We start from the raw sequence: 14921 nt of genomic DNA on the forward strand, positions 1-14921 counted from the left end.
TTTGTCTGAGATAAATGAAGCGGTAGAGTATTTTAAGAAAAAGCCTGTCTATGAAAAGCTATTTAATGAATTTAAAAAGAAATATGAAAGTCATGGAAAGATAGGCGGGATAGCAGTGCTTACAGGACTTAGCACAGGTGATAAAGAGGATATATCAAGCTTTTTGATGAAGGACTTTACATCAGAAGAAGAGGTAAGAGTTTCTGCAAAATTATTTGAAAAGGCATTACTAAAAAGCAGGTTTAGTAGTCTAACTATCCTAGATATAATTACCCACTACTTTGGGATAAAGCTTCGTACCAATAAAGAAAAGAGCGAAGAGGACGTGGGCAAAAGGGCAGAATATCTGGCAGAACTAACGGGATATGCAGATAAAGCATATATAAAGGAGTGGTTAACCGGGGTGTTTTGCACAGGTGCAGATGGTGCAGTGGTCATTGCAAGGAGCTACAATGCAGATAAAAACGAGCTTAAGATTATTTTACAAAAGCTAATTAAAGCAATTCCTATGCTACCTTACTTTCAGGGAGGTAAAAAGAAAGAACTTCTTGCTGTGTTTGCCGCACAAACTGCCGGGAATCCGCATTTCTTTGATGATAACACCTTGGCAGGGAATCTTCTTACAGCATTTCTTAGAGATTATTTTCGCTTCGGATATGAAGATGATTTATTAGAAGCTGAGAACAGAAGTAAGGTGTTGTTTAAGGCAGGCATTATAAAGGATACTCTGTCGAATGATGTAATAGCTTACGGAATAAGAGGAAGATGCGTGGATGGCAGTTTGCATCAGGGGATGGAAGGCTTTCTTCACCAGAAAGAACCGGTTAAGTTAAGCCTGCTTACACTTGCGAATCTGGAAGAAACATTCACAAACAGCGTAGATAGAAGGGTATATATAGTTGAGAATCCGGCAGTATTTTCCATACTTACAAGCCGTTTTCCGGAAAAGGCTTTCATATGCAGTTATGGACAGATAAGAAGGGCAGTATTTATGCTTTTAGACTTGTTTGACAAAAATACAGTATTTTCCTATGCGGGAGACTTTGATCCTGAAGGTCTTCTTATAGCGGAGAGACTTAAGAAAAGATATGGAGAAAGGCTGATCTTTTGGAAGTATGAAACGGACATATATCTAAAGTATATGTCGGAAGAGAAACTGACCAAGCAGAGAATTAAAAAACTGGATGGAGTTAGGGATGCTACCCTCCTTAAAATTGCAGAGCTTATGAGAGAAGAGGGGCGTGCGGCCTACCAGGAGAGTATGCTAGAGGAATATGTAAACTCTCCTATGTGATTAGAATATAAGCAGAAGAACAGGTTGTAAAACTCAGGCAAATAAGGACAAAGACATTATATAAGTGATGAAAAAGACAAATAATCGGTAAAAAATAAGGGTTACGCCCTAAGATAAGGCGTAATCCTTGGTTATAAGCTTAATTGTTAAGTGGAATATTAAATATTCATAGCCTGTTTTTGAGCGTATATTTCCTTCAAGTTCTCAATTGCCATCTCTACATCGAGGGTGTGAAAACCTTGCCAGCAATCGTTCATGGTTTTAGCGTCTGCGATTGTATATATCCTCTTGCTTGACTCATTTGTATAATAATGCCAATAACGGTAGCAATAGCCCGTCCAATACATTACCTCATTATCAAAAATAGTACCTGCTTTTTTAAGCCCATTTACCTCGTCACCTAGTTCTTCGAGCATATATTCTTCGCCTGCCCATTGCATTCTGTCGTAAACATCATCAAGACAGGCAGCAACCCTGCTATTCATAAAGGCTTCTATGAAAGAAGGACAGTCATAACCTTTTTTAAGTGCAAGTTCAAAAAGTCTTCCCTGTATATCACAGAGTTGCATTTTTTCGAGTGTAAAATTTTTCATCTCAATTCTCCATATTTAAGATTTCATCAAAAAATCTGCCCTCTCGCCTGTATTTTCTACAGATTTCCTCGGCTAAGCTAACACCTTTTGAACGATTTATTTCGCTTTCTTGCTTTAAGTTTTCACGCTCGCCATCTGTTAAGACTTGGCTGTTAATAATTTCAATTTTATCACAGGCTTTCTTTGTTAAGGCTACATACTGCTCACCGAGCTTTAAGGCTGAGAGGCTGTGAATAAGTGCAATATCAGTGATTATCCCACTGAAAAAGCGGTCTAATACAATAAACATCCTGTCATTTGCAATATAGCCTTTTATTATATCACAGTTTTTACCTAAGTCAGCATACCTGTTGTATAGCGAAGAGCCTTTAATAAGGTCCATTTTACCACGATTATATGCCACAAACAGTGCCCAGTCCAAATCCAGATTCAAATCTAAAATATCAAGACCTGTTAAATCCAGATTCAGGGTATAAAGGCTGGCATTTGGATAATTGCAAATTAGTGTGAGAGGCTGCGATTTTTCGGTGCCCATATAAAATCCTTTTCCAAAATCGCAGTGTTCTCTGCTTGTTGGTGTAATATTCCCACTAATGCCGGATTTTGAGCCATGATAAAGAGTTATAGACTCATTAATGCGTATAAGCTTTGACGTCTCCATATATAGCCCCCAATTCTTTTATAATGATGTTATATACATTATCGCATACGAAATGCTTTAAGACAAGAGTAGAAGTCAATTATAGGACAAACCAAGGGTTACGCCCTAAGATAAGGCGTAACCCTTGTTACTGTATTTTCCACATACATTTTTTATAATACAGGTGTTAGCGGTACAAATCACAGCAACCAAAGTTTTCTTTGAATTTCTTGCCGAGTTTGTCTGCTAAAGGCTGCATTTTATTCATAAGCTTCTCTGAATCCTCATACAGAGAGTCAAGCTTAGCATTAAGCTCCTTTGTAGCCTTTTCAACCTTGTTATAGAGCTTGTCATATTCTACAACGAGAGCATCGATTTCCTTCTGAGTCTTGATAAGAGTATCTTTTTCCTTGCCGGTAAGAGCCTTTGAAGACTTGATAAACTCTATATTATCTTCTATCTCAAGATCCTCATCAGTCGCATTATCATATATCTTGTTCCAAAGCTCTACATTCTTGTTGGAAAGAACATCAAACTTATCTTCTATCTCCCAGTTGTTGGTAAGCTTATTTGTAACCTTGTATATCTGTTCGTAGGTTTTGTCGATGTTCTCAAGTGTGGTTAAGAGCTTCTTGTAGTTCTCGGTCAAGGACTGCTTTTCAGCCTGTGTGAGCTTGCCATCATTTTTTAAGAAGTTCTCAAGGGCCTTCATCTGATCAGCCTTAGATGGCATATCACTTGGATAAGCAAAGAAATCTTCATCGGTTTCCATAAAATTCATATCCTTATCTACCATCTTGTTGCTTGAAGGCTTCTTTTCCTCAGCTGCACGAGCTGTGCTTAATCCGGAAGCTGCTCCTGATACAATCAAACTTCCTGCTACTAATAAAATCGCTAATTTTTTCATAATATTTACCGTCCTTTCTATATTTGTGTTATTCTTGATAACTTATGTGTTATCCTTTATCTGTATGTAGTATAGCTTAGAAATTTAGGTAAAATCTCCTTAAAAATGTAAGGAGTTCTTGGAAAAAGTGTGGGAAATCTGTGGCAAAATGAGAGTGAAGATGGTACCATTTTCTCCTGAAACCACTTCCAGCCTGCCTTTGTGTAGCTTTGCTATATCGCTTGCCATAGAAAGTCCTATGCCAAACTTACCTCCCTTTCCTTTGTAAAATCTCTCAAAAATATGTGGGATATCCTCTTTGTCTATACCGTCTCCATCATCAGAAACCTTAATAATCGTCTCTTTGTCAGAAGTTTCACAAGAGAGTGTAATCTCTGATTTTGCATATCTTATCCCATTTGAAAGAAGATTGGATATAAGCCTCTCAATGAGCTTAACGTCAGCGGATACGATTGATGCTGTCTTGGTTTCACAGATGATATTTATATTTTTTTCTTTAGCCATAAGCCTGAAATTGTCTGCCACTTCAGCAATAATTGCTGATATATCTACATCTTCAAATTCAGGCTCGCAAGCCTCCATCTTGGAAAGGAAGAGGATTTCATTGATAAGGTCAGCCATTTTTGCACTTTCCTTTAGGATGACATCTGTTGCCTCCTCTTTAGGTATGACATGGTACTTAATCCCCTCTGCGTAGCCCTGAATGGACATGAGGGGAGTTTTAAGCTCGTGGGAGGCATTTTGAAAAAATCTCTTTTGTATATTTTCGCTCTCCGCAAGCATTTCAGACATTTCATTGACTGTTGTTATAACAGCCTCTATTTCAGAATAATTGGACTCAGGGCTTGCTAAGCTTTCTCTGCCTTTCTTACCGATAGAAATGAGGTAGTCTTTAAGGGCCTCAAAGTCCTTATTTGCCTGCCTTGTGGTAAGAAAAAGGAAGAAAATGGAGCCAATGCCTGAGAGCACGAGAGCTGCCATTAGCACCAGATTAACCCTGTCTATGAACTTTTGCATAGGGGTGATATTGATATAAAAGAGTACATAGTAGTCCTTGCTGTCTTTGCTCTCATTGTCAGGAACGAAGACACCATTTTCAATAAAGCCCTTGTAATCCCCAGCCTGAACCAGATAAAAATTGTCGTTTACATTCAGCTTGTGGTGGGAATCCTTGTAGGCATCAGGCGAATCCGCTATTATTCCTGCGAGGGCACTGGCTGTCTTTACCTCATAATCATAGTACCAAGGCGGAGTAGGGGAGACGAGATTGCCGCCTGCATCTATTACAAGGTGCATGACAGGAACTATGAGGGCGGTGTCTTCCACATCTTCGTCATCACTTTCTGCAAAAAATGTAACACTTCCAATATTGTCCATTTCATTTTTAAGGGCATCACTTGTAAGTGCCTTAACATACTGGTCGGAAATTATCTGAAAGAGAATAAATACGGCAAGAAGCGAAAATAACACTATAAAGGAGGGTACAACAAAGATTCTGTGTAAAAGTTTTTTCTTCTTCATACTGCCTCCGATAAGGTTAGCTTAAAGCCAAAGCCCCAGATAGTTTCTATGTGAACTCTGCTTCCTGCATCTTTCAGCTTTTTTCTAAGTCTCTTCATAGTGTCATCAGTAACCCTTGTTTCGACCTCGCTGTAGCCCCAGATATCGGAAAGGAGTTTATCCCTTGAGACAGCCTTTTCAGGGGTGGAAAGTAGGAGGGAAAGCACCTGAAACTCAGTTTTTGTAAGCTTAAGCTCGCTGTCAAGCACCCTGCAGGAAAATGAAGAGACATCAACGGAGAGGTCTCCAAAAGCCATTTCATCTGTGTTTTTTTCATTTTTCCCAAGTTTACTAAGTATTGCATTTACCTTGAGTGTTAGCTTTAGAGGGGAGAATGGCTTGGTGAGATAGTCGTCACAGCCTGCCATAAATCCTGTCATAAAGTCTGCATCCGTATCCCTTGCAGTAAGGAGAAGAATGGTGATGTCCGGATAGGCTTTCCTTATCCTGCCACAGGCTGTAAACCCGTCAATCCCCGGCATCATTACATCCAAAACCACTATATCAGGGACTGAATTATCAAGCTCTGTAAGGAGAGAATCACCATTTTCAAAAAGCCTGACCTCGTGCCCTGCATCTTCGAGGAATTTGCCAAGTAAATCCCTTATATTCCTTTCATCATCAGCTATAAATATTTTTCCCATAGTAACTCCTTAAAAAAGTTGTTATTACTATATTGGCACATTTTGGGGGAAATTACAAGAAAGATAAGTCTCCATATATAGATTCCAATTCTTTTATAATGATGCTAAATACATTAGAGAATACGAAATTGATTATAGGATAAAGTTAGTGTATAATTATAATTGGCAATAGCAAAAAAAGAAGGGGTTGCCCCCTTCCCAATCATACAGTTTTATTTTATTATTGATTTGAGAAAAAAATAACATAAAGGAAAAAAACTGTATGACTAATGCTATTGTAAAAGAAAAAAAGATTTCATTCAAGACCTTAGAGAAGAAAATTTTTGAAGAGGCCTGCAAGCTTGCCAGGGAACACACTAAAATCATACTTGAAAACTATGATGATATTCTTTCAAAAGAGAGGGATACTTCTAAATATAGGAATAAAGGAAAGAGAAAGACTTCGATAAGAACCGTATATGGAGATGTCGAGTATGAAAGAAGGGTGTACCAGACAAGGCTTAGAGATGGAACGAAAGCCCATGTTTATCTTCTTGATGAACAAATGGGTATGGAGAAGATAGGCTTAATATCTACTAATCTTGCAGAGAAGATCGCCAATTCAGTTACGGAACTCCCGTACAGGGCATCTGCTGAGATGTTAAGCTCTTCTACAGGACAGACCATAAGTGCGGGAGGCGTGTGGAATATAGCCCAGAAGCTTGGCCAGAGGATAACATCAGAGGAAGACCTTGATGTGAAGAAGATGAAGGCAGGCAGACCTGATGGGAAAAGGGAAATCGGAGTTCTTTTTGAGGAAATGGATGGAGTATGGCTTTCGATGCAGGGCAGAGGGCATAAACGCATGGGTAAAAAGGAGATGAAGGTCTTTACCATGTATGAAGGCTGGGATGCGGAGAAGGAAAAGGAAGGGCGCAGCACTCTAGTGGAGAAAGTGGTGTTTGCAGGCATGGATGGAAGCAGCGGATTCCACAATAAAAGAGAGGCCGTGATACAGAAGAAATATAACCCTGACGAAATAGGCAGGCGTATCTTAAATGGAGATGGTGGCAGCTGGATAAAAGAGCCTTATGATGACGAGGCGGAGTTTCAGCTTGACAGATACCATATTTATCAGGAAATTTTAAGGAAAATAAGCAGTAAAGCTGTACAAAAGGATATACGAAGGCTCTTTGATTCTGAGAAGATTGAAGAAATGTTTGCTTATATACGTGAGTATATAAGAGTAAGTAAAAGCGAAGATGAAAGCGATAAAACCTGTAAAAAAGCCGAGGAACTGTACGCCTACCTTCACAATAACAGAGAAGGGCTGCTGCCGTACTACAAGCGGGGAATAAAACTCCCAGAACCTGTAGAAGGCATCATTTATAAAAACATGGGTATACAGGAAACACAAAACTGTACACTGATAACGCTGAGAATGAAGCACAGGCGCATGAGATGGTCAGAATCAGGAGCTGATAACCTTGCGAAGCTTCTGTGCAGGAAAGAAAACAAAGACCTTATAGAGACCGTCTGCCGTTACTCTGGGGAATTGATATTTGATGAGAGTCAGAGCGAGATAAAAGAGCCTCTCAGCGCTTCAAAATCACCGTTACGAGACGGTAAAGGGCTTCCATATATGGAAGTAGGCAGAGGAAGCCTTCCACTAACCGGTACGCCATTAACAGCAGGTAGAAAGGCATTAAGAAATTTTATACTTGGCAACTAAAGAAAAAATATCTGTTCAGTGCATAATCTGGGCTTGTTTGTGATACAAAAAAATAAAAAAACAATGATAAAAGAAAAAGGTAAGGAAATTTGCCAACGAGTACTTGACACAAACTAGGATAAACCAAGGGTTGACAAGATGAAATAAGAGTGATAATATAATAGCAACGATTAAACATATATTTAATCGTTTGATAAATAAAGCTGATGACGGGAGATTATTATGAAGAAAACCTATGAAATCGAAGTTGATTGCGCTAACTGTGCCAACCTTATGGAGGATGTCGCAAAGAAGACTGCCGGAGTAAAGGATGCTGCAGTGAATTTTATGGCTCAGAAAATGCTTGTTGAGTTTGAAGACGGACAGAATGAGAAGGCTGTTATGAAAGAGGTGCTTAAGGCCTGCAAGAAGGTGGAGCCTGACTGTGAGATAGATATTTAATAATATCTGAAGTGGGGCAATAAACTTGCTAGAATGCTAAGACTGACTGTAAATAGAAACTTAAAAGGAGCGGTATGAATAAGAAACAGAAAAAAATGCTCATCAGAATACTTATTACAATAGTCCTTCTTGTGGCGCTGAACCTGCTCCACATTAAGGGAGTGATAAACTTAGGTCTCTACCTTGTGACATATGTCATAATCGGCTATGACATACTTAAAAAAGCAGGAATAGGGATGCTAAACAGGAGGGTATTTGATGATAACTTCCTGATGGTAGTTGCTACAATTGGAGCCTTTGCCTTGGCTATCTATGAGAAGAGTGCAGACTATAATGAGGCGATTGCAGTTATGCTGTTCTATCAGATAGGAGAGCTTTTCCAAAGCTATGCAGTGAGAAGGAGCCGTAAAAATATCAGCGAGCTTATGGACATCCGCCCTGACTATGCGAATCTTTTGGAAGACGGTCAGATTAGCCGGGTATCCCCTGATGAGGTAGCCATAGGAAGTGTAATTGTAGTTCAGCCCGGAGAAAAGGTACCTCTTGACGGCGTCATTATAGAGGGGAATTCAAGCCTCAATACCAGTGCACTCACAGGAGAGAGCCTGCCAAGAGATGTTAAAGAGGGTGATGAGATTATAAGTGGCTGTATTAATATAAATGGAGTGCTAAAGGTTAGTACAACCAAGGAGTTTGGTGAGTCTACAGTGTCTAAGATACTGGAGCTTGTGGAGAATAGTGGGACTAGAAAGTCAAAGTCTGAGAAGTTCATTTCAAAGTTTGCAATGGTGTACACTCCTTTTGTATGCTATAGCGCACTTGCACTTGCTTTTATCCCTCCGCTTGTGAGAATGTTTTTCTTAAACCTTTCCCCTGACTTTGATGTATGGGTATATAGGGCACTTACCTTTCTTGTAATAAGCTGTCCCTGTGCCTTAGTAATAAGTGTACCTCTTAGCTTCTTTGCAGGAATAGGTGGTGCAAGCAAGGAGGGCATACTGGTAAAAGGCTCGAACTTCCTTGAAACCCTGTCTCAGACTAAGATTGTGGCCTTTGACAAGACAGGAACTCTGACTAAGGGAGTGTTTGAGGTGAGTGCAGTTCATCACAGTGAGATGGAAAATGCTAGGCTTATAGAGTATGCAGCCCTTGCAGAATGCGCCTCCTCCCACCCAATCAGCAAGAGCCTTAAAATGGCTTATGGAAAGGAAATTGACAGGTCTCGTGTGACGGATATCGAAGAGATAAGCGGAGAGGGAGTACTTGCAAAGGTTGACGGAAGTGATGTAGCTGTAGGCAATGGAAAGCTGATGGAGAGACTTAATATTCCTTACCATGAATGTCATTTATCAGGAACCATAGTACATATGGCTATTAATGGAGAATACTCAGGACATATTGTAATATCTGACGTAGTGAAGCCTAATGCTAAGACCGCTATAGATGAGCTAAAAAAAGCCGGAGTAAGAAAGACAATAATGCTAACCGGAGACAGGAAGAAAGCTGCAGAGCAGGTGGCAGAGCTTCTTAGTGTAGACGAGGTATACAGCGAGCTTCTTCCTGCAGACAAGGTATCAAAGGTTGAAGAGCTTTTGAGTGGGAAGTCAGACAGGGAAAAGCTTGCCTTTGTGGGTGATGGAATAAACGATGCTCCTGTGCTTACAAGGGCAGACATAGGTATAGCCATGGGTGCTATGGGCTCAGATGCTGCGATAGAGGCAGCAGATGTAGTGCTGATGGATGACAACCCTATGCAGATAGCAAAGGCAATTAAAATCTCCAAAAAATGCCTTGGAATAGTGTATCAGAACATTGTATTTGCACTTGTAATCAAGTTTGGCTGTCTCTTCCTTGGTGCTATAGGAATAGCAAATATGTGGTTTGCAATCTTTGCTGATGTAGGTGTAATGGTGATTGCGGTGTTAAATGCTATAAGGGCTTTGAGGGTTAAGGATTTGTAGAATATAGAAGACTTCTATCCGTGAAAAGCAAGGGATAGAAGTTTCTTCACATTTTGTTATTCAGCCATATCTATTTACCCTAACTGCTGAAGCCAGTCACAGGATAGCTCCATCCAGTCCTCACAGCGTTTGTTTATACCGGAACTTGTTCCCTTGGCGGCAGTCTCCTCATTTGCAAGGGCAAGACCATGTTCGCCTGTCGGGAAAATATGCAGCTCAACGGACACTTTGTTGTTTATCAGTGCTTCAGCAAATAAAAGAGAGTTCTGCACAGGAACAGCGGAATCAGTCAGTGTATGCCAAATAAATGTCGGAGGAACATTGGCGGTGACTTGATTTTCTAAGCTTAGGAGTTCTTTAAGCTCAGGGCTCTCCTTTTTGCCCATGAGGTTTGTGATACTGCCTCCATGAGTCTTTGTACCTGAAGTTATAACGGGATATGAGAGAATAAGCCCATTTGGCCTGATATCTTCACAGGATAAACCTGTTTCCTTACTTAGCCACTCTTTATCCCAAAACACACCAAGACTTGCAGCAAGATGCCCTCCTGCGGAAAAACCGACAATTACAATTTTATCTTTATTTACATGATATTCTTTTGCATGCTCTCTTATATGAGCAACGCTTATGGCAAGCTCACACAATGCTTGAGGGAATTCAGCCGGGGCAACGCTGTATCTAAGAACGCAGGCGTGAAAGCCTCTTGCAAGATACTGAATAGCTACTGCCTCTGCCTCTCTGTCAGAAGTGAAACCATAGCCTCCACCCGGACATATTAAGGCTAAAGGCCTTTCTCTGTATATATCGATTTCCTTCGAATTATCAAGCAGATAGGTATAAAGTTTAGCCTCACTACCATTTACTTTGATTGGAATAGTCTGATTTAACATAATCTTTTACCTCCTGGTTTATATCTATACCATCTTTAAGTGAATAATAGTCTTTTTAGCTTATGGTGTCAACTACAGACATATCTGAGGTGAACTGAAAAAGTAAGTTCCACATCTAGGCTTCTTTATTTATATTCAAGTTAAGACTGGAACTTACTTTTTCTAAATTTAAAAAATATTTCTGAGTAAATATGTACTTTGTCAGAAAAAAATGTTATAATCAGCCTTACAAGAATAGATTTCTCTTATTTACCGCATAGCAAACAGGAGCCGAGGATACATTCCAGAATCCGGAATAAGTAACTTCCGCCCCCTCCCTTATTGTGGTATGAGAACTCATCTTGTAACCGGAAATACCGGTTTATCTCTTTAGGAGCTTAGGGGTTAGGGTAATTTCATCTGGGGAAATTTTTTGTATTCCTAAGCTCTTTAATATTTTTTTGCCATATTGAAACGCAAAAACATCATAAGGGCTCCTGTTTCCAAACTTCGCTCTAGAATAAGAATTGATATGGCTCATCATTAGGTTTATGTCTTCTTGTGTGTAATTACTAAAGTCCACACCTTTTGGTATTATTCTTCTTATCATTTCATGATTATTTTCACAACCGCCTTTCTGATAAGGAGAGGCAGGATTACAGTAAAATACCCTAAGCCTTCTATTTCCCTGCATATCGTATTCAAGTGCTTCAGGATTTGAGAACTCACTTCCGTTATCAAGGAGCAGTACATAGAATATTTTCCCGAAAATGTCCGACCTAAGCTCAATGTAGAGCTTTTCAAATATATGTGTAACAGATCTGGCATCATTGTAGTCTCTAAGAAAAGCAAGCTGTAAGTTCTGCTGTACGAAGAATAGCGTAAGAAGTACCTTACCACCTTTTTTTCCTTCCACACTGTCACCTTCACATATGATAGAGTCAGGGTGTTCGTTTATATATTTCACAAAGTCTTTGTAAGTCCTGCCGTTTCTGCAGCCCTTGTCTACCTTTAATGTCTTGCTTTTATTTTTTCTTGGACTCATTCTTACAGTGCGTGGCATATCAATGTTTCTGGCGGTAAACAGGCTGTTGTTAACATATGAATAAAGTGTTTTATCAGAAATCATGATTTCATCGGAATGGTTATTAAAAATATGTCTTATGGACTGTCCTTTTAGCAAAAGCGGACTCACTATTCCGTCTAAATGTTTAATTTCTTCCACGGTTATGTTAACACCTGTTCTTGACACGGATAATGTTTTCCTGTACCTGTTATCTGCCTCCTTTGCCCTATAAAATCTTTTTTCCAGACGGCACTTATTTCTATCTTGGCATCCGTTACATACATAAGGTGGCTTAAGTAGAAGAGGACAGATGCGTTTAACGTACTCATCACATAACGGTATACATTTACCACAGCTCATGCAGTTCCTGCTTTTGCTTAAACATCTGCCGCAGGTGTGCTTCTTTGTGCAGGTTTTTTCTGCCGCTTTTATGCAGTCATTAAAAGACCTCCCATACCCGCCTTTTTGTTCAATAATTATATTTTTCCTTATTTCTTTAGAAATGGTCGTACTATCTTTTCCTAAGGCCTGCGCAATACTATTGAAACTTAATTTTTTAGCCAGCATAACCTCTATATCGGAACGCATGCCTAAAGAAAGATGTAAATATTTGCTCATAGTTAAAAACTCCTTTGGTTTATAATATATAACCCTAACCTAATGAGTTCTCACACTATATATATTTTAAATATGTAATCAGTAAAGTCCATAGGTATAAATGCAATCTTTAGAATTAGTAAAGTCCAGTGAGTTAATCATGGTATTTAGAATAAGTAAAATCCATACTAATGCGGACTTTACTTTTTCAAATAACACAGACATATCTGATTTTTAATTTCTCTTGACTTTGCGTCCCTGCCTTATTATAATAGTTGAGGTGGCAAGGCCATTTGTTCCCTTAGTTAAATGGATATAACAAGCGCCTCCTAAGCACTAGTTGTGGGTTCGATTCCCGCAGGGAACATTTATTGTAAGCGGTAATGAAGATAAGATTATTACCGTTTTTTCATGCAAAACTTATATTTATGATTCGGCACTTCGGCTGGCACCTGGAATGACAGCCAGATGTCCCTCAAGGTGTCCACTAAAAGAAGGTATTTTGATACAGTTATGATGAATAGTTTCAACTTTGCAACAGATTTAAGGAGATTGAGATGAATTTAAAAAGTAATAATTATCCAACCATTGAATATGAAAAAGGAGAAGAAATTTTTTTGTCACCAGAGGAAATTAATAGTTCTTTTTACTTTGATGTTGAAGAGGAATTAACCTCAAATGATGAAGCTATGGCGATTGTAGCCTCTATTATAGATGAAGTGGATACATTAGTAGAAGCAGCTAAAGATTTTTTGAAAAATACATTATCGAATGAGGAAAATGAATACTATGGCACTGTTGCATATTTTATGGAATATCATAGAGATGAAATGGATGCTGATACGGTATTGGAGCTGTTTCCTTCAAGTAATGTTGATACAATAACATTTATAGAAATGGTAGATTTTTTAAAAATGATACGTTTTGGGAGCTTAATTGATAATAAAACAAATCAGCAAGCTTTTATTATGGATTTAAGTTTTAATCCGGAATTAACAGATGAACTGATGGTTATTTATTTTAATTTAGAAAAACAGGTATTTTATGTAACACATGAAAGTTAATCTAAATAAAAAATAGATAACAGTCATCATATAATATTTCAAAAAACAGTAAATCAAATTGGTTTACTGTTTTTTGTTGCACAAGACCTTCTTAAGAATAATTCTGATGCAGAAGAATGTGAGAATGACACCTACTTAGGATTATGGAAGTCAATACCGCCAGCAGAGCCTAAAAACTTTAAAGCATTTTGTCTTAAGATAACAAGAAACCTTGCCATGAAAAAACTTGATTATTATCGGGCAGAGAAGCGGGACTTTGCTAAAACAATATATTATGAGGATGTATTAAATGAAGTTTCTGATTTAGAACTTCATATAAGGGATGACAAAGAATCTGATTTGTCACAATGCATAGATGAGTTTCTTGGAAGATTGAAAAAGAAAAAGAGGATAATCTTTGTTTTAAGGTATTGGCAGCTGATGAGTGTAAAAGAAATTACAGAAGAGTGTGGAATGTCAAAAAGTCAGGTAGAAACTATACTTTGCAGAATCAGAAAGCAATTAGGGAGCTGGTTGATAGAAAGGAAGTTTTATCATGAGTGATTATAAATTTCTCAATGCTGTGGGAAATATCAGTGATGAATATTTGTTGGAGGCATTGTCTTATCGTGAAAGAAAAAAGATGGTTAAATATTTTAGCAAAGCAGCCGCAGCTATTTTGTTGGCAATAATTATTACAGGACTATCACTTAATGTGTTTATGCCGATATATGCAAGAAATCTTCCTTTTGTCGGAAATGCGTTTGCTTTTATCCAAGACAGGCTTCATACAGGTGGTGCGTACTCGAACTATGCCTTTAAGATAGGAGACAAAGTTACTGATAATGGAATAACCATGACAATGTCGGAAGCATACTGTGATGGTGTTAATTTATATGTAAGCTTTGTTATAGAAAGTGAAACTGCTTTTGACACATGGACAACAGATGAATATATAAAAAGCCAGTTAAACTATGATGGAACAATGTATATTGAGAGCAGTGAGGGACGAAAGCCACTGAATGATTCCGGCTTAACCGGTTTAGAAGGTAAGTTTACAGATGCTTTTACTTTTGTAGGTGTAAAATCTTTTTCGTTAAGTGGGGCTGTTTTTCCGGATAAGTTTATGCTTGATATGAAAATAAACTCTGTAAGCTTAATTACCGGAAAGGCAGACACAGAGTATGTAAAAGGGGATTGGCATTTTGCTCCGTCAATAAATGTAAATTCGGGTGATGTTGTAACTTATGAAATTAATAAAGAGGCAAAAGGCCATACTATTGATAAGATTGTTGTTACTCCGATCTATGTAACAATATACACCTCTTATCCTGATATTTATGGTGACACAACGAGTTATGAAGTCCGGACTTATACAGATGGATATGCAGATGAAGATATATCAAGTCAGGGAGAATATGGTCGTACTTCCGGTATTACACAGATTCCAAGAATCCGCGTAAATAATGACCTGCATATATATGTGGTAGACAGCCCTACTTTAGGTGAGGACGGTTTAGCCTGTGGGACACAAAAAGTATCAGAGGAAAACGCTATAGTTTCAGCTGATATTACGATAGATAAATAGAGGATTG

14 protein-coding genes and 1 tRNA gene are annotated in these 14921 nt (G+C 38.5%); 8 read left to right on the forward strand and 7 right to left on the reverse strand.

Translation table 11 applies throughout. The features are described 5' to 3' along the window. Nucleotide 1 precedes the first annotated feature (1 nt). Nucleotides 2–1294 (forward strand): TIGR02679 domain-containing protein, encoded by a 1293-nt coding sequence (locus JJN12_RS13345; protein WP_208430145.1) that lies wholly within the window; start codon nucleotides 2–4, stop codon nucleotides 1292–1294. Between the two features lie 158 nt (nucleotides 1295–1452). On the opposite strand, the gene JJN12_RS13350 is transcribed toward JJN12_RS13345, so the two are convergent. The 5 genes from JJN12_RS13350 to JJN12_RS13370 form a co-directional block, all read right to left on the reverse strand. Continuing rightward, on the reverse strand, nucleotides 1453–1887 hold the full coding sequence (locus JJN12_RS13350; RefSeq protein WP_208430146.1) for a hypothetical protein: 435 nt from the start codon (nucleotides 1885–1887) through the stop codon (nucleotides 1453–1455). A gap of 1 nt (nucleotide 1888) precedes the next feature. Beyond that, the gene (locus JJN12_RS13355) at nucleotides 1889–2548 is read right to left on the reverse strand and encodes a DUF3990 domain-containing protein (RefSeq protein WP_208430147.1); all 660 of its coding nucleotides are present in this window, start codon (nucleotides 2546–2548) and stop codon (nucleotides 1889–1891) included. A 166-nt stretch (nucleotides 2549–2714) separates the two neighbouring features. Next, entirely contained in the window at nucleotides 2715–3434 is a 720-nt protein-coding gene (locus tag JJN12_RS13360; protein WP_208430148.1) for a coiled-coil domain-containing protein, read from the reverse strand. Nucleotides 3435–3533: 99 nt separating this feature from the next. Next, nucleotides 3534–4955, reverse strand: coding sequence for a sensor histidine kinase (locus tag JJN12_RS13365; protein WP_208430149.1), 1422 nt, complete (start codon nucleotides 4953–4955; stop codon nucleotides 3534–3536). Further along, the gene (locus tag JJN12_RS13370) at nucleotides 4952–5638 is read right to left on the reverse strand and encodes a response regulator transcription factor (protein ID WP_208430150.1); all 687 of its coding nucleotides are present in this window, start codon (nucleotides 5636–5638) and stop codon (nucleotides 4952–4954) included. The genes JJN12_RS13365 and JJN12_RS13370 overlap by 4 nt, the downstream gene beginning before the upstream one ends. 262 nt (nucleotides 5639–5900) lie before the next feature. Here JJN12_RS13370 and JJN12_RS13375 point away from each other — a divergent pair, with 262 nt between their 5' ends. The 3 genes from JJN12_RS13375 to JJN12_RS13385 all read left to right on the forward strand — a co-directional run bounded on the left by JJN12_RS13375 (nucleotide 5901) and on the right by JJN12_RS13385 (nucleotide 9751). Beyond that, nucleotides 5901–7349, forward strand: a complete 1449-nt coding sequence (locus JJN12_RS13375) for an ISLre2 family transposase (protein WP_208430151.1) — start codon at nucleotides 5901–5903, stop codon at nucleotides 7347–7349. A gap of 222 nt (nucleotides 7350–7571) precedes the next feature. Beyond that, a complete protein-coding gene (locus JJN12_RS13380; RefSeq protein WP_208430152.1) occupies nucleotides 7572–7790 on the forward strand; it encodes a cation transporter in 219 nt (72 codons plus the stop codon). Nucleotides 7791–7864: 74 nt separating this feature from the next. Next, nucleotides 7865–9751: a heavy metal translocating P-type ATPase gene (locus tag JJN12_RS13385; RefSeq protein ID WP_208430153.1), complete on the forward strand. Its 1887-nt coding sequence runs from the start codon at nucleotides 7865–7867 to the stop codon at nucleotides 9749–9751. A 74-nt stretch (nucleotides 9752–9825) separates the two neighbouring features. Here JJN12_RS13385 and JJN12_RS13390 read toward each other — a convergent pair whose 3' ends face one another. Both JJN12_RS13390 and JJN12_RS13395 read right to left on the reverse strand, forming a co-directional pair. Further along, nucleotides 9826–10641 carry an alpha/beta hydrolase gene (locus JJN12_RS13390; protein WP_208430154.1) on the reverse strand — a complete coding sequence of 272 codons (816 nt, stop codon included), beginning with the start codon at nucleotides 10639–10641 and terminating at the stop codon, nucleotides 9826–9828. A gap of 361 nt (nucleotides 10642–11002) precedes the next feature. After that, nucleotides 11003–12304 (reverse strand): IS30 family transposase, encoded by a 1302-nt coding sequence (locus JJN12_RS13395; protein ID WP_208430155.1) that lies wholly within the window; start codon nucleotides 12302–12304, stop codon nucleotides 11003–11005. Between the two features lie 274 nt (nucleotides 12305–12578). Between JJN12_RS13395 and JJN12_RS13400 the strand changes: the two genes are divergently transcribed. The 4 genes from JJN12_RS13400 to JJN12_RS13415 all read left to right on the forward strand — a co-directional run bounded on the left by JJN12_RS13400 (nucleotide 12579) and on the right by JJN12_RS13415 (nucleotide 14914). Then, a tRNA-Arg gene (locus tag JJN12_RS13400) sits at nucleotides 12579–12650 on the forward strand. Between the two features lie 190 nt (nucleotides 12651–12840). Then, nucleotides 12841–13347, forward strand: coding sequence for a DUF2004 domain-containing protein (locus JJN12_RS13405; protein ID WP_208430156.1), 507 nt, complete (start codon nucleotides 12841–12843; stop codon nucleotides 13345–13347). A gap of 66 nt (nucleotides 13348–13413) precedes the next feature. Beyond that, nucleotides 13414–13890 (forward strand): RNA polymerase sigma factor, encoded by a 477-nt coding sequence (locus JJN12_RS13410; RefSeq protein ID WP_236013953.1) that lies wholly within the window; start codon nucleotides 13414–13416, stop codon nucleotides 13888–13890. Beyond that, nucleotides 13883–14914, forward strand: a complete 1032-nt coding sequence (locus JJN12_RS13415; RefSeq protein WP_208430157.1) for a DUF4179 domain-containing protein — start codon at nucleotides 13883–13885, stop codon at nucleotides 14912–14914. Before JJN12_RS13410 ends, JJN12_RS13415 begins: the two co-directional genes overlap by 8 nt. Nucleotides 14915–14921 lie beyond the last annotated feature (7 nt).

This window comes from Catonella massiliensis (genome assembly GCF_016651435.1).
In the GTDB taxonomy this organism is placed as follows: domain Bacteria; phylum Bacillota; class Clostridia; order Lachnospirales; family Lachnospiraceae; genus Catonella; species Catonella massiliensis.

Coding starts and splice junctions, on each gene's coding strand:
- JJN12_RS13350 (WP_208430146.1), bottom strand. CDS start 1,887: ATGAAAAATTTTACACTCGAAAAAATGCAACTCTGTGATATACAGGGA.
- JJN12_RS13355 (WP_208430147.1), bottom strand. CDS start 2,548: ATGGAGACGTCAAAGCTTATACGCATTAATGAGTCTATAACTCTTTAT.
- JJN12_RS13360 (WP_208430148.1), bottom strand. CDS start 3,434: ATGAAAAAATTAGCGATTTTATTAGTAGCAGGAAGTTTGATTGTATCA.
- JJN12_RS13365 (WP_208430149.1), bottom strand. CDS start 4,955: ATGAAGAAGAAAAAACTTTTACACAGAATCTTTGTTGTACCCTCCTTT.
- JJN12_RS13370 (WP_208430150.1), bottom strand. CDS start 5,638: ATGGGAAAAATATTTATAGCTGATGATGAAAGGAATATAAGGGATTTA.
- JJN12_RS13375 (WP_208430151.1), top strand. CDS start 5,901: ATGACTAATGCTATTGTAAAAGAAAAAAAGATTTCATTCAAGACCTTA.
- JJN12_RS13380 (WP_208430152.1), top strand. CDS start 7,572: ATGAAGAAAACCTATGAAATCGAAGTTGATTGCGCTAACTGTGCCAAC.
- JJN12_RS13385 (WP_208430153.1), top strand. CDS start 7,865: ATGAATAAGAAACAGAAAAAAATGCTCATCAGAATACTTATTACAATA.
- JJN12_RS13390 (WP_208430154.1), bottom strand. CDS start 10,641: ATGTTAAATCAGACTATTCCAATCAAAGTAAATGGTAGTGAGGCTAAA.
- JJN12_RS13395 (WP_208430155.1), bottom strand. CDS start 12,304: ATGAGCAAATATTTACATCTTTCTTTAGGCATGCGTTCCGATATAGAG.
- JJN12_RS13405 (WP_208430156.1), top strand. CDS start 12,841: ATGAATTTAAAAAGTAATAATTATCCAACCATTGAATATGAAAAAGGA.
- JJN12_RS13415 (WP_208430157.1), top strand. CDS start 13,883: ATGAGTGATTATAAATTTCTCAATGCTGTGGGAAATATCAGTGATGAA.